We start from the raw sequence: 12,943 nt of genomic DNA on the forward strand, positions 1-12,943 counted from the left end.
TCAAATGGCGGTTTCACAGCAAAGCTGTAAAACCGCCATTTTCGGCTATTCTTTCGACCGGCCGGCAAAGAAAAGGAGTTCGCATGAAAACCGAGAAGAATATTCCACGCGAAAAATTGTTTTCTCAAATGGAAAAAGATTTCAAGGAATTTAAGGTCATCTATCTAAAAGCGCCCATCGGCTATGGAAAAACCTGCGCGGCCACCGAATTCTTGAAAAAATATGACGGCAACACAGCAAGCGTTTGCGTGGGGCAGGAAAATTGGAAAAACATTTGCCAAAGCGCCATCGAAAGCGGTGTGCAGCTTCTGATGATCGACGATGTGCAGAATTTGCTCACAGTGTATGATGGCGAGCAGGTTTTGGCGATGATGGCCAAGGCATCTTATCAGACGCGTTTTTTGATTTTAGGCCGCTGTGAACTGCCGGCGTGGCTGCGCCCCTTTGATCTGACGGGCCAACTGAAAGAATATTCCCCCGATTGTCTGGCGTTAGACCGGGAAGAGGCCAAAAAACTTTTCGCTTTGCAGAAAATGAGCTTTTCAGATCAGCAGATCACAGCGCTTTTAGAGAAAACCAAAGGCTGGGTCTTGGGAACGATTTTGCTCGGCAAGCGCATCGCCAAAGAGCAGCAAATCAGCAGGCAGGCCGAAGAGGCCGCTTATCGGGATGTTTTTCTGCTCTTCGATCAAATGCTTTTTTCAAAGTGGGAAGAGAAAATACAGAATTTTTTGCTGAACATCGGCGGGTTTGATGAATTCACCGAAGAAATGGCGCAGATGGTGACGGGCAAGGCGGAGGTTTTGCCCCTGCTGGAGCAGATGCAGCGCATCGGCGGCTTTTTGCAGGTGAAGAGCCCGGGGGTCTATGAGATCCCCGCGGTTTTCAACGCATACTTACAGTGGAAACAAAAAATCGTTTTTTCTGCGGAAAAAATTCGAGAGATCCAGGAACGGGCGGCGCTTTATTACACCTTGAAGCAGGAATATCCCAAGGCGCTTTATTATTACTATGAAGCGAAGAATTTCAGCCAAATTTATGAACTTTTATTGGAAAACGCCGAAAACCATGCGGGGAACGGCCAGTTTTATGAGCTTGAAAAATATTATCTGGCTGTGCCCGAAGAATTGGCGCTGAAATCGCCCCGCATGATGAGCGCGCTGTCGATGCTGCATTCGCTTTGCTGCCGCGTGGAAGAAAGCGAACAGTGGTTTTCAAGGCTGGAAGAATGCTATCAGGCCGCCCCGAAAGAAGGCGCTTTGCGGCGTGAAGCCCAACGGGAGCTGGTTTATTTAAAGATCGCGCTGCCTCACCGCGGCACGGCCAACATGATCCAGCTGATCAAAGATACTGCGCCGCTGATCTCAAAGAAAAATATTCCCACCCATCAAATGAGCATCACCGGCAATATGCCCAGCCTGATGAACGGCGGCAAAGATTTTTGCGAATGGTCAAAGCATGATGCGCTGTTATATCAAACGCTTCGCGTTCCGGTGGAATTGACCTTGGGCAAAAGCAGCATCGGTCTTGCGGATATTGGTTTTGGCGAGAGCCTTTTTGAAAAAACCGCCGGCCAGAAATTTGCCCCGGCTTTGGTGAAACTCAACAGCGGCATGGCCGAAGCCCAGATCGGCGGCAACGATCAGCTGCGTTTCGCCGCGGCGGCCATTATCAGCCGCATTTTTGCCGCCCAGGGGAATCTGGAGGAAGCTTTTTATGTGGAACAGACCGTTTGCCAAAGCATCGGCGAAAAAACCCTGCAGCCCAATATGCGGGCGTTTGATCTGCGGATGAAACTGCTGCGGGGCGGTTATCGGGAGGCTGCGGAATGGATGAGCCATGAAGCGCCCAACGAATATGAAACCTTTCATGTGATCGACCGTTATTGTTTTCTCACGAAGGTTCGCTGCTATCTGCTGCAGGAAAAACATAACGAAGCGCTTGCTCTATTAGGCCAGCTCAACCATTATTTCACCGCCTATCACCGCGAATATGGCAGGATGGAAGCCGGAATCTTGGGCGCTATCGCCCTTTATCGCATGAAAGACCCCGCATGGCAAAGCATTTTTGAGGAAACGCTCGTAAAATGCGCCGAATATAAATTTATTCGCATCGTGGCCGATGAGGGCGCGGCGGTTTATGAAATGCTGCAGAAGATCAAGAATTTTTCCGATGAAAAAATCATGAAAAAATGGCGCGAAGCCGCCCAGCGCCAGGCGCTTTATTATCCGCTTTATTTGAAGCCCGAAAAAGAGAAAGGGCGCATTCCTCTCACCGATGCCGAAACCACTGTGCTGAAACTTTTGGTGGAGGGCATGAAAAACGAAGAGATCGCCGCATTTCTGGGCATTACGGTGAGAACCGTGAAATTCCATATCACTCACATCTATCACAAGCTGGGGGTCAAAAACAGGGCCAGCGCCATCGCCATGACCCGGGAATAGGAAGGCTTGATCTGAAAAGGCCCGCCGCCAAAGAATTGAAAAATAGACAGCCCATCCGCTTTTTGTTCTAAAGCGGGTGGGCGTTATTTTTTTTGCTTTTTTACTGTGAATGAAGTGTAAAAATATGCCCGGTGGGTTGACAGAGAAAAACAGAAAGGCCTATAATGTTAGTAAGCTAACAATATTGCAAAAGGAGTGAGAGGCATGAACCGGGAAGAAACCATCGGCTTTCAGCTCAAGGCCATTTCGAACCTCATCAAACGGCGCATTCATCAAACCGCGTTTTCTGAAAACGAACATATCACGGGAATGCACGGGTGGATCATCGGATATCTTTATGACCACCGTGGGGAAGATATTTTTCAGCGCGATGTGGAAGAAACTTTTTCGATCCGCCGCTCAACGGCGTCTTCCATGATCCAGCTGATGGAAAAAAATGATTTTATTCTGCGCGAATCGGTTCCGCAGGATGCCAGATTGAAAAAACTGGTGCTGACGCCAAAAGCGATACTTCTGGAAGAAAAAATACGGCGCGAGATCGTGTTGATCGAAGAACAGATGCGAAAAGATATCCCCGCCGAAGATCTGGAATGCTTTTTGAAAACGGCACGCCGCATCAAAGAAAATTTAGAGCGCGAGGCAAAATGATGAAAAAACGGATCTTTCGCAACAGGGAAAGGATGAACGGCAAATGATAAAAACCTTATGGGGTCAGGTGAAGCAATATAAAAAAGTATCGCTGCTGACGCCGCTTTTTATGGTGCTTGAAGTGTTGATGGAAGTGGCCATCCCGCTGTTGATGGCCTCTATCATCGATCAGGGCATCGAGGCCGGGAACATGGAAAAAGTATGCCTTTACGGCGGCATTATGCTGGTAATGGCTATGCTGAGCCTGACTTTCGGCGTTTTGGGCGGCAAACTGGCGGCGAAAGCTTCCACAGGGTTTGCCTGCAACCTGCGTGAAACGATGTTTGAAAGAATTCAGGGCTTTTCTTTCGCCAACATCGATAAATTCAGCACAGCGGGCCTTGTGACAAGGCTTACCACCGATGTGAGCAATCTGCAGAATGCTTACCAGATGATTTTAAGAATGTGCGTGCGCGCGCCGGTAACTTTGGTCTGCGCGCTGATCATGGCGTTCACCATCCACGCCAAGCTGGCGCTGATCTTTGTGGCGGCCATCGCTTTTCTGGCAACGGTGCTGGCGGTCATCATTTCAAGGGTATCGGGGTTTTTCACCCAGGTGTTCGCCCAATATGATGCGCTAAACAGCAGTGTGCAGGAAAATGTTTCGGCCATTCGCGTGGTGAAAGCGTATGTGCGCGAGAAATATGAAAATAAAAAGTTCACGGCCGCGGCCGAGCGTTTATGTGGGCTGTTTGTGAAAGCCGAAAGCATTTTAACGCTGAACCACCCATCGATGATGCTGGCGGTTTATGGCTGCATGCTTTCGCTTTCGTGGCTGGGCGCCCACATGATCGTTGGCGGCAGCCTGACAACAGGCCAGCTCACCAGCCTTTTCAGCTATGTGATGAATATCCTGATGAGCCTGATGATGCTTTCGATGGTGTTTGTAATGGTCACCATGAGCGCGGCCAGCGCGCGGCGCATCACAGAAGTTTTAAAAGAAGAAAGCACGCTGAAAAACCCGCAAAACCCTGTGATGATGCTTGAAAACGGCCAGATCGATTTCAACCATGTTTCGTTTGCTTATCGGCAGGGTTCGGGCAGGGATGTTTTGCAGGATGTGGATTTCCATATCCGTTCCGGCGAGACCATCGGCATCATCGGCGGCACAGGCAGCGCAAAATCGACCTTGGTCAGCCTCATCAGCCGCCTTTATGATGTGACAAAGGGCAGCGTTTGGGTGGGCGGAAAAGATGTGCGCGCCTATGATCTGGAAACGCTGAGAAATCAGGTGGCGGTGGTGCTGCAAAAGAATATTTTATTCAGCGGCACAATTTTGGAAAACCTGAGATGGGGCAATGAACAGGCCGATGAAGCGGAATGCCGCAGGGTTTGCCAATTGGCCTGCGCCGAAGAATTTATCGCAAAAATGCCCGAAGGCTATCAGACCCGCATCGAACAGGGCGGAACCAATGTTTCGGGCGGGCAGAAGCAGCGCCTCTGCATTGCGCGCGCGCTTTTGAAAAAGCCAAAAATATTGATTTTGGATGATTCCACCAGCGCGGTGGATACCGCTACAGACGCTCAGATCAGAAAAGCGCTGGCGGAAGAGATCCCCCAGACCACCAAGCTTATCATTGCCCAGCGTATTTCCAGCGTGCAGGACTGCGACCGCATCCTTGTTTTGGAAGAAGGCCGGATCGATGGATTCGACACCCACGAAGCGCTGCTGAAAAACAACAGGATCTATCGCGAGGTGTATGAATCGCAGGTCAGCGGCGGAGATTTTGATAAAGCGGGAGGTGCGCAATAATGGCACAGGAAAAAGTGCGTGAAGTGCGCGGGCCGGGCGGACCGGGAAGAATGGGTGCGCCGCGCCAAAAGGTTGAAAACGCGGGGCCCATCTTAAAACGGCTGCTGGGCATCATTTTCAAAAAATATAAGTTCCATTGTTTGCTGGTGGCTGTGTTTTTGGTGGGTTCCACTTTGGCCACCGTGAAGGGCACACTGTTTTTAAAAACGCTGATCGACCAATATATTCTTCCGTTGACCAAAGCAAAAACACCGGATTTTGGGCCGCTGTTCGGCGCGTTATGCCGCATGGCCGCCATTTATGCAGGGGGCATCTTCTGTTCATGGGCCTATAATCGCCTGATGGTGACTGTGAGCCAGGGAACCTTGAAGCAGCTGCGTGTGCAGCTGTTCACCCACATGGAATCGCTGCCCATCCGCTATTTCGATACCCATGCCCACGGCGACATCATGTCGATCTATACCAACGACACCGATACTCTGCGCCAGATGATCGGCCAGAGCCTGCCGCAGTTCCTTTCCAGCGGGTTCACGCTTGTGAGCGTGCTGATCAGCATGGTGATGCTGAACCTGCCGCTGACGGCGCTGAGCCTTTTTATGGTGGGCATCACACTTTATGTCACCAAAAAGGTGGCTGCCAAATCGGGCCGGTTTTTCATCAAACAGCAAAAAGACCTGGGGGCGCTGAACGGATATATCGAAGAAATGATGGAAGGGCAAAAAGTCGTCAAGGTTTTTTGCCACGAAGAAAAGACCCTCGAACAATTTAAAGAGATGAATAACACCCTGCGCGAAAGCGCCAGCAATGCGAACCAGTTCGCCAATATTCTGGGGCCGATCACCGGCAATATCGGCCATTTAAGCTATGTGCTTTGCGCCGTTCTGGGCGGTACTTTGGCGCTGAATGGTTATGCCGGGCTGACTTTGGGCACCTTGGTTTCGTTTTTAACTTTCAATAAAAGCTTCAACCAGCCCATTATGCAGATCAACCAGCAGCTCAACAGCGTAATTATGGCGCTGGCGGGCGCGGGCCGCATTTTCACGCTTCTGGATGAAAAGCCCGAAGCGGATGAAGGCTATGTGACCTTATGCAACGCCCGGTGGGGCAAAGACGGCGAGCTGGAAGAAACCGACCGGCGCACAGGCCTTTGGGCCTGGAAGCACCCTCATGCGGCGGATCAGACCGTCACCTATACCCAGCTGAAAGGCGATGTGGTATTTGATGATGTGGATTTTGGCTATGAAGAAAACAAACTTGTGCTGCATGATATCAAGCTGTTCGCCACGCCCGGCCAGAAAATCGCCTTTGTGGGTTCCACCGGCGCGGGCAAAACCACCATCACCAATCTTATCAACCGTTTTTATGATATTCAGGATGGCAAAATACGCTATGACGGCATCAACATCAATAAGATCAAAAAGCAGGATCTGCGCCGTTCGCTGGGCATCGTTTTGCAGGATACGCACCTGTTCACCGGCACTGTGATGGAAAACATCCGTTATGGGCGGCTGGAAGCCACCGATGAAGAATGCATCGCCGCGGCGCGGCTGGCCAATGCGGATGGATTTATCTGCAGGCTTCCCCAGGGATACGAAACGCCTTTGAGCGGGGATGGCGGCAACCTGAGCCAAGGGCAGCGCCAGCTGCTGGCTATCGCCCGCGCCGCCGTGGCCGACCCGCCCGTTTTGATTCTGGATGAAGCCACAAGCTCCATCGATACCCGAACGGAAGCGCTTGTGCAGGGAGGCATGGATGGCCTGATGCATGGCAGAACCACCTTTGTCATCGCGCACCGCCTTTCCACCGTGCGTAACGCCGATTGTATCATGGTTCTGGAAAACGGCCGCATCATCGAGCGCGGCACCCATGACGAATTGATTGCGGAAAAGGGAAAATATTATCAGCTTTACACAGGCAATTTTGAAGAAACGGCTTAAAACAAAAACAGCGCCCTTCAAACGGGCGCTGTGAAAGCTAAAACAGAGCAGACAGAAGCCATGCAAACAAATCAGAAGACCCAGGAACGCAGGCGTTATGAAAAACCAAAACAGGGCAGAGAGAAGCTGCGCGGGGCGCTGTGGAGCCCCGAAAACAGGAAACCGGCAAGATCGATTCGATCTTGCCGGTTCCCTTATATGAGGCGAAAAGTTAGATGAGATGCAGATAAGGCGCGATGGAAATAATCAAAGCACTGAGGATCAGCAGGGGGATCGTGGCTTTGAGCATGAACGACAGGTATTTGTCATAAGGCACTTTCACAAGATCCAAGGTGCCCATGGTGGTGGCGCCCGGATAGATGCCGGACATGAAGTTGATGCCGACGGTGAAGCAGGAAACCAACATGACCTGACCGCCGATCTCACCGATCATTGCATTCGAAGCGAACAGCGCGCCTGCCACAGCGCCCAGAATCGTCATGGTGATGCCGGCGACGCTGCTGGTGGATTGCAGGAAGAAGCCGATGGCCAGATATGCCAGCAGGCAGGCGATAACGAACGCCCACGCGGGAACACTTTGCAGCGCGTTCTGGATCCAATAAACGAAAGTCACGCTGATGCCATAGGTTTTTGAACCCATCAGAACGGAAATGCCTTTTGCAACGCCCAGAACCAGGGTAACACCCAGAAGATCGCGGGCGCCGGAAACGACTTGCTTCACAAATTCATCGAGCTTCAGGCGGTTGATGAAGGCCACAACAATGGTGCCCAGCAGGAAAACATAAGAATATTCATCAAAATACCAGTCGCCCCAGTTGGTGAAACCGGTGGAGCCGAGCAGGTTGCCGATGAACGGAACCTTTTCCATCAAAACGGTTTGGGGGGCGTTGATGATATCATACATGGTGCGTTCGCCCACATGGATCTCGCCCCAGGGGATATAACCGATGACGGTCAGCAGGATCATCACGATGAAGATAATCAGCGACCATTTGCGGGCTTTGGTCATTTGAGGCATATTGGCGGAATCTTTGCGGTCGGCAAGAGTCTGGATGCCGTCAATGCCGTGAAGAACGGATTTCGTGGGATCTTTCTTCACCCGTTCGGCATAACGCAGAACAAAGAATGTGCCAAGAACGAACATGGCGATGAACAGAATGAAACGCAGCACCATGCCGGAGCCTAAAGACAGCGCATCGTTGCCGATGGTGGAAATGGCGGCGCCGGTAGAGAACGGGTTAACAACGCTGGCCATGTTGCCGATGGTGGCGCCAACGAACAAAACGGCAAGGGCTGTCATCACATCATAACCGGCCATCACCACCAGCGGAACCACCGCGATGGCATAAACGGGGATCTCTTCCCATGTGCCGAAGATGGTGCCCATCAGAGCAAAGACCAGGGTCAGGGTAATCAGAAGTTTTCTGCCGGTGAAGCGCCGCAGCAGCGCGCCGATGCCGGCATCCAAAGCGCCTGTGTAATTCAGAAGGCCCAAAAACGAACCGGCGATCAAAATGGCGAAAACCACATCGCTGCCCTTTTGGAAGCCTGTGATGGGGGCTTTGACGATCTGCCACAGGCCCGCGGGGGCTGTTCCGGCGTCTTTCACCACATTGCCTTCATCATCGAATTTGGCGTTGTAAACGATCTCCTTTGTTCCGTCATCGTTGCTCACAACGACTGAAGTGGGAACAAACCATGTGAGAATTGCGATGAGTAAAAGGAAGATACTCACGATGATCATTGCCGGGGGCATTGCAAATTTACCCTTTTGCTTTGCCATGAAGAACACCTCGCATTCAAATATTGTGTTTGAGATTCTCTGTTTGCAGGGGAAAACTTCCTTTAATTGTCTTCATCATACCATTATTATTCTGCATATTCAACAATTATTTTTATACATTGCAGCGGTAAAATATTAATCTTGCACAAAGAAATTGACTTCGAAGAAAAGTCGGTGTATAGTGAAGAAAATATGGTTAGAATGCAAAAAAATGACAATGCAGGATGAAGGAGGTTTTTTTCATGCAGCTGAAAGAATATCGCGATGCCTTTGTTGAAGACGCGCTGGCCGTGGTGAGCGTGGCCTCTGTGGGCAAGCCCGAAGAAGGGTTCCCCACGGGCAAAAAGGCGGTGGAATGTTTGGAGGTCACCTTGAACATCCTGAAAAGGATGGGATTTTCCACTTATGCCGATCCGGAGGGATATTATGGCTATGCCGAAATCGGCGAAGGGCCTTTGTTCGGCATTCTGGGCCATTTGGATGTGGTGCCCGCCCGAAAAGAAGACGGCTGGGAAAGCGACCCGTTTAAGCCCGAAGTGCGCGACGGGCGCATTTACGGCCGCGGCATCCAGGATGATAAAGGCCCCGTTTTGGCGGCGGCTTATGCCTTGAAAGCGCTTTTGGATGAGGGCGCAAAACTGAAAAACCGCGTGCGCTTCATTTTGGGCCTTGCGGAGGAAACTTCGTGGGCCTGCATCAACCATTATGTGGCGCAGGAAGAGATCCCCGTGATGAGTTTTACCCCCGACAGCGGCTTCCCCTTTGTTTATGCCGAAAAAGGGCTGCTTCAGGTGGAATTCACCACAAAAACACCGGCCAAAACGCCATTCCGCGGGGGCGACAGCATGAACGCCGTGGCGGCTTTTGCCTTCACCAAGCAAGACAGCGCGGTGGAAGAACGGCTGAAAGCTCATGGCTATGAATATAAAATCGCGGGCGGCGAGATCGAAACCGTTGGCAAGGGCGCCCACGCGAAAAACCCGTGGCTGGGGGTCAACGCCATTTATCATTTGGTTTCGGCCATGAACGAAGCGGGCAAGGGCGACCGCGCCATGGAATTCATCGCCGATTGTCTGGTGGATCAGCATCGGTTCGAAGGGTTCTCAAAAGAGAGCTTGGAAGATTTTTCCGGCCCTCTTTCTGTGAATATGGGCATGGTGCAGGCCGATGAAAACGGCACGAAGATCGGGCTGGATCTGCGCCTGCCGGTGAAGACCGAAAAAGAGACGGTTTTGCGCCTGCTAAGCGAAAAAGGCAAAGAATACGGTCTTGAAATGAAAGAAGTGGATTGGCTGCGCTCGATCTATCTGCCCCTTGACAGCCCGTTGGCAAAAGCGCTGACGAAGGCTTATCAAGAGATCACGGGCGACCATGAAAGCAAGCCCAAAATTTCGGGCGGCGCCACTTATGCCCGCGCTTTGGATAATTGCGTGGCGTTTGGGCCGAATTTCCCCGGGGAAGAGACCACCGAGCATATGCCCAACGAATATGCGAAGATCGATAACCTGATGAAGGCGATGGAGATCTATTACACCGCACTGAAAGAACTGGTAACCGAATAAGAGGATATCAAAAAAGGCGTCACCGTTATGGTGACGCCTTTTCTGCTGTTTCGGCAGGTTTTTAAGGCTTCGGCGCAGGATCTTTAGAAGCTTCGCCGGAATTTTCTTCGATCAGGTGGCGGATGCGCTGCATCTCGTGATCCATGGCGTTGATGGTTTCGGCGCAAAGCTTTAAATCGGCCGCGATCATGGCCGAATGTTTGATATCCTTCTTATAGCGCACTTTATGTTCCAGGCTGGCCCAAAAATCCATGGCAATGGTGCGGAACTGCACCTCCACCTTCATGTGCTTTTTTTCATTGGTGAGGAAAATCGGCACATCGAGAATCAGATGCAGGCTGCGATAGCCGTTGGGTTTGGGGTTTTTGATATAATCCTTCACTTCGCAAACGATGATGTCATCCTGCGCGCAAAGGCATTCCGCCATGCGATAGATATCTTCGGGAAAAGAGCAGATGACGCGGATGCCCGCCACATCGGTCAGGTTTTTTTCGATGCTGTCCACCGAGATGGGCAGATTGCGGCGCTGCAGCTTTTCTAAGATGCTCTGCGGCTTTTTCAAGCGGCATTTGATCGATTCGAAGGGGTTATGTTCGCTTTCCAGCGAAAGCTCGGAATTGAGAACTTCCAGCTTTGTGCGCACTTCCAGCATGGCGCAGTCGTATTGCATCATCAGCTGCATATAGGGGCGCGTTTCTTCCATGCTGAGCAGCGGATGCTGCAGGAGAGAAAGCTTTTCCTGGATGCGATTGTTTTCGGGGAGCATTAAGATTCCTCCAGAGATAAAGATTGTTGAGAGATTTTATCGAGCAGCGCCCAAAGCGTTTCGGTTTCTTCGGGGCTGAGCGATTGGGTGAGGCGCCCGATGAAATCTGTTTGTGTTTTGTGAAGCAGCTCAAAGATCTGCCTGCCATGGGGCGTGAGCTTTAAATGCTGCAGGCGGCGATCGGTGGGATCGGTTCGAATGACGACCAGCTTTTTTTCAAGCAGCGGTTCCAGCGCGCGGGAAATATAGGCTTTTGAAAAATTGCGCAGATAGGCCATGTCACGCGCCGTATCCATTTGGGGGTTATTGCCCAAAAAGCAAAGCACCTGCGCCTGAGGAGTGGTGAGCCCGCATTGCTCGGCGGCAGTCAGCAGCAAAGAACCATACAGCTTATCCGCTTGTTTGGTGAACCATAAAAACCGGCTGATGGGTTGATCCATGTTGATACCTCCATGTGGTTGACAATAAAACTGTTTCGTTGTAAACTATATTACAGCGAGATCTTAAGAAAGTCAATGTAAGGGGAGCGAAAAATGCAGCAGAACAATACACAGGCGCTGGGCCGGGAACCGGTAGGCAGGCTGCTGCGCAAGCTGGCCATGCCGGCCATCGCGGCGCAGATCATTAATCTATTATACAACCTGGTCGACAGAATGTATATCGGCCATATTCACGAAGTGGGCAAACTGGCGCTGACGGGGGTCGGGGTCTGTTTGCCGCTGATCATGCTGATTTCGGCGTTTGCGGCCCTTGCGGGCATGGGCGCCGCCCCCCGCGCCTCTATTTTTCTGGGGCAGGGGAATCAGGAAGAAGCCGAAAAAACATTGGGCAACGCCGTAACGCTGCTTTTTCTGCTTTCTGTTATTCTAACGGCGGTGTTCATCCTTTTCGCAAGGCCGATGCTGCTTTCTTTCGGCGCCAGTGAAAATACCATCGATTATGCCATGCAGTATATGCGCATCTATGCTGCGGGCACGATCTTCGTGCAGATGACCCTGGGGCTGAATGCGTTCATCACCTGCCAGGGCTTTTCAAAAATCAGTATGCTGACGGTGCTCATCGGCGCTGTCTGCAACATCATTCTCGACCCGATTTTGATTTTCGGGTTCCATATGGGCGTGCGCGGGGCGGCGCTGGCGACGATCCTTTCGCAGGCGCTTTCGATGATTTGGATCCTGCGATTCCTCACGGGCAAAAAAACGACGCTGCGCATCAAAAAAGCCAACCTTCGATTAAAGAAAAAAATCGTGCTGCCCAGTGTGGCGCTGGGCATGGCGCCGTTCATCATGCAATCCACCGAAAGCCTGATCGCCGTTTGCTTCAACGCTTCGCTGCTGCGTTACGGCGGCGATCTGGCGGTGGGCGCCATGACTATTCTCACCAGTGTGAACCAGTTCGCCATGCTGCCCCTGATGGGGCTTACCCAGGGCGCGCAGCCCATCATCAGCTATAATTACGGGGCAAAAGATGAAAAACGCGTCAAGCAAAGCTTCAAACTGCTGCTGCTCTGCTGTGTTATTTATTCCACGGTGCTGTGGGCTTCCGCAATGCTTTTCCCGGGTGTTTTTGTGAAAATTTTCAATAACGACCCTGCTTTGGTGCGGTTTGCAAGCCACGCCATGCGCATTTATCTGGCGGCATGCGGCGTTTTCGGGGTGCAGATCGCCTGCCAGCAGACTTTCATCGCGCTGGGCAACGCCAAAAGCTCGCTGTTTCTGGCCCTGCTGCGCAAAATCATTCTGCTGATCCCGCTGATCTATCTGATGCCTGTGCTGATGCCGGCGAATAAGACCACCGCCGTGTTTGCCGCGGAACCGGTGGCCGACCTTTTGGCAGTGGCCACCACGGCAACGCTGTTTTTCTTCCAGTTCCGCGCGGCCATGCGCCGGATGGAAACGGAAACTTCCGAGATGAAATAAAAATCAAAACTCCCCGCCGCGCAGCGATCGGAAGATAGAACAAAGGCGGTTTGCCGCCTTGTTTTATCGAAACGGTTCTTTTGCGCGGGGGG

The 12,943-nt window shown here is 51.7% G+C and carries 9 protein-coding genes; 6 read left to right on the forward strand and 3 right to left on the reverse strand.

Annotated elements, in window-relative coordinates:
• Window positions 1-83 precede the first annotated feature (83 nt).
• From ACJA3I_RS04425 to ACJA3I_RS04440, 4 genes are all read left to right on the forward strand, one after another.
• Window positions 84-2,444 (forward strand): helix-turn-helix transcriptional regulator, encoded by a 2,361-nt coding sequence (locus ACJA3I_RS04425; RefSeq protein ID WP_458863564.1) that lies wholly within the window; start codon window positions 84-86, stop codon window positions 2,442-2,444.
• Window positions 2,445-2,648: 204 nt separating this feature from the next.
• Window positions 2,649-3,092 carry a MarR family winged helix-turn-helix transcriptional regulator gene (locus ACJA3I_RS04430; protein WP_458863565.1) on the forward strand — a complete coding sequence of 148 codons (444 nt, stop codon included), beginning with the start codon at window positions 2,649-2,651 and terminating at the stop codon, window positions 3,090-3,092.
• Window positions 3,093-3,135: 43 nt separating this feature from the next.
• Complete coding sequence (locus ACJA3I_RS04435; RefSeq protein WP_458863566.1) at window positions 3,136-4,884, forward strand: ABC transporter ATP-binding protein; 1,749 nt, start codon at window positions 3,136-3,138, stop codon at window positions 4,882-4,884.
• Window positions 4,884-6,821 (forward strand): ABC transporter ATP-binding protein, encoded by a 1,938-nt coding sequence (locus ACJA3I_RS04440; RefSeq protein ID WP_458863567.1) that lies wholly within the window; start codon window positions 4,884-4,886, stop codon window positions 6,819-6,821. Before ACJA3I_RS04435 ends, ACJA3I_RS04440 begins: the two co-directional genes overlap by 1 nt.
• A 211-nt stretch (window positions 6,822-7,032) precedes the next feature.
• On the opposite strand, the gene ACJA3I_RS04445 is transcribed toward ACJA3I_RS04440, so the two are convergent.
• Window positions 7,033-8,604 (reverse strand): hypothetical protein, encoded by a 1,572-nt coding sequence (locus ACJA3I_RS04445; RefSeq protein ID WP_458863568.1) that lies wholly within the window; start codon window positions 8,602-8,604, stop codon window positions 7,033-7,035.
• A gap of 242 nt (window positions 8,605-8,846) precedes the next feature.
• Here ACJA3I_RS04445 and ACJA3I_RS04450 point away from each other — a divergent pair, with 242 nt between their 5' ends.
• Window positions 8,847-10,166: a Sapep family Mn(2+)-dependent dipeptidase gene (locus tag ACJA3I_RS04450; RefSeq protein WP_458863569.1), complete on the forward strand. Its 1,320-nt coding sequence runs from the start codon at window positions 8,847-8,849 to the stop codon at window positions 10,164-10,166.
• A 61-nt stretch (window positions 10,167-10,227) separates the two neighbouring features.
• Here ACJA3I_RS04450 and ACJA3I_RS04455 read toward each other — a convergent pair whose 3' ends face one another.
• Together ACJA3I_RS04455 and ACJA3I_RS04460 are read right to left on the reverse strand one after the other, a co-directional pair.
• Window positions 10,228-10,932: a GTP pyrophosphokinase gene (locus tag ACJA3I_RS04455; RefSeq protein WP_458863570.1), complete on the reverse strand. Its 705-nt coding sequence runs from the start codon at window positions 10,930-10,932 to the stop codon at window positions 10,228-10,230.
• Window positions 10,932-11,372: a MarR family winged helix-turn-helix transcriptional regulator gene (locus ACJA3I_RS04460; RefSeq protein WP_458863571.1), complete on the reverse strand. Its 441-nt coding sequence runs from the start codon at window positions 11,370-11,372 to the stop codon at window positions 10,932-10,934. Before ACJA3I_RS04460 ends, ACJA3I_RS04455 begins: the two co-directional genes overlap by 1 nt.
• 93 nt (window positions 11,373-11,465) lie before the next feature.
• Between ACJA3I_RS04460 and ACJA3I_RS04465 the strand changes: the two genes are divergently transcribed.
• Window positions 11,466-12,851, forward strand: coding sequence for an MATE family efflux transporter (locus ACJA3I_RS04465; RefSeq protein ID WP_458863572.1), 1,386 nt, complete (start codon window positions 11,466-11,468; stop codon window positions 12,849-12,851).
• The last annotated feature ends 92 nt before the right edge of the window (window positions 12,852-12,943 follow it).

Origin of the sequence: Acidaminobacterium chupaoyuni (assembly GCF_047936785.1) — a bacterium.
GTDB classification, from domain to species: domain Bacteria; phylum Bacillota; class Clostridia; order Oscillospirales; family Butyricicoccaceae; genus Acidaminobacterium; species Acidaminobacterium chupaoyuni.

What these genes read in the sequence shown, in the direction of transcription:
- ACJA3I_RS04425 (WP_458863564.1), top strand. Translation starts at nt 84, where the DNA reads ATGAAAACCGAGAAGAATATTCCACGCGAAAAATTGTTTTCTCAAATG.
- ACJA3I_RS04430 (WP_458863565.1), top strand. Translation starts at nt 2,649, where the DNA reads ATGAACCGGGAAGAAACCATCGGCTTTCAGCTCAAGGCCATTTCGAAC.
- ACJA3I_RS04435 (WP_458863566.1), top strand. Translation starts at nt 3,136, where the DNA reads ATGATAAAAACCTTATGGGGTCAGGTGAAGCAATATAAAAAAGTATCG.
- ACJA3I_RS04440 (WP_458863567.1), top strand. Translation starts at nt 4,884, where the DNA reads ATGGCACAGGAAAAAGTGCGTGAAGTGCGCGGGCCGGGCGGACCGGGA.
- ACJA3I_RS04445 (WP_458863568.1), bottom strand. Translation starts at nt 8,604, where the DNA reads ATGGCAAAGCAAAAGGGTAAATTTGCAATGCCCCCGGCAATGATCATC.
- ACJA3I_RS04450 (WP_458863569.1), top strand. Translation starts at nt 8,847, where the DNA reads ATGCAGCTGAAAGAATATCGCGATGCCTTTGTTGAAGACGCGCTGGCC.
- ACJA3I_RS04455 (WP_458863570.1), bottom strand. Translation starts at nt 10,932, where the DNA reads ATGCTCCCCGAAAACAATCGCATCCAGGAAAAGCTTTCTCTCCTGCAG.
- ACJA3I_RS04460 (WP_458863571.1), bottom strand. Translation starts at nt 11,372, where the DNA reads ATGGATCAACCCATCAGCCGGTTTTTATGGTTCACCAAACAAGCGGAT.
- ACJA3I_RS04465 (WP_458863572.1), top strand. Translation starts at nt 11,466, where the DNA reads ATGCAGCAGAACAATACACAGGCGCTGGGCCGGGAACCGGTAGGCAGG.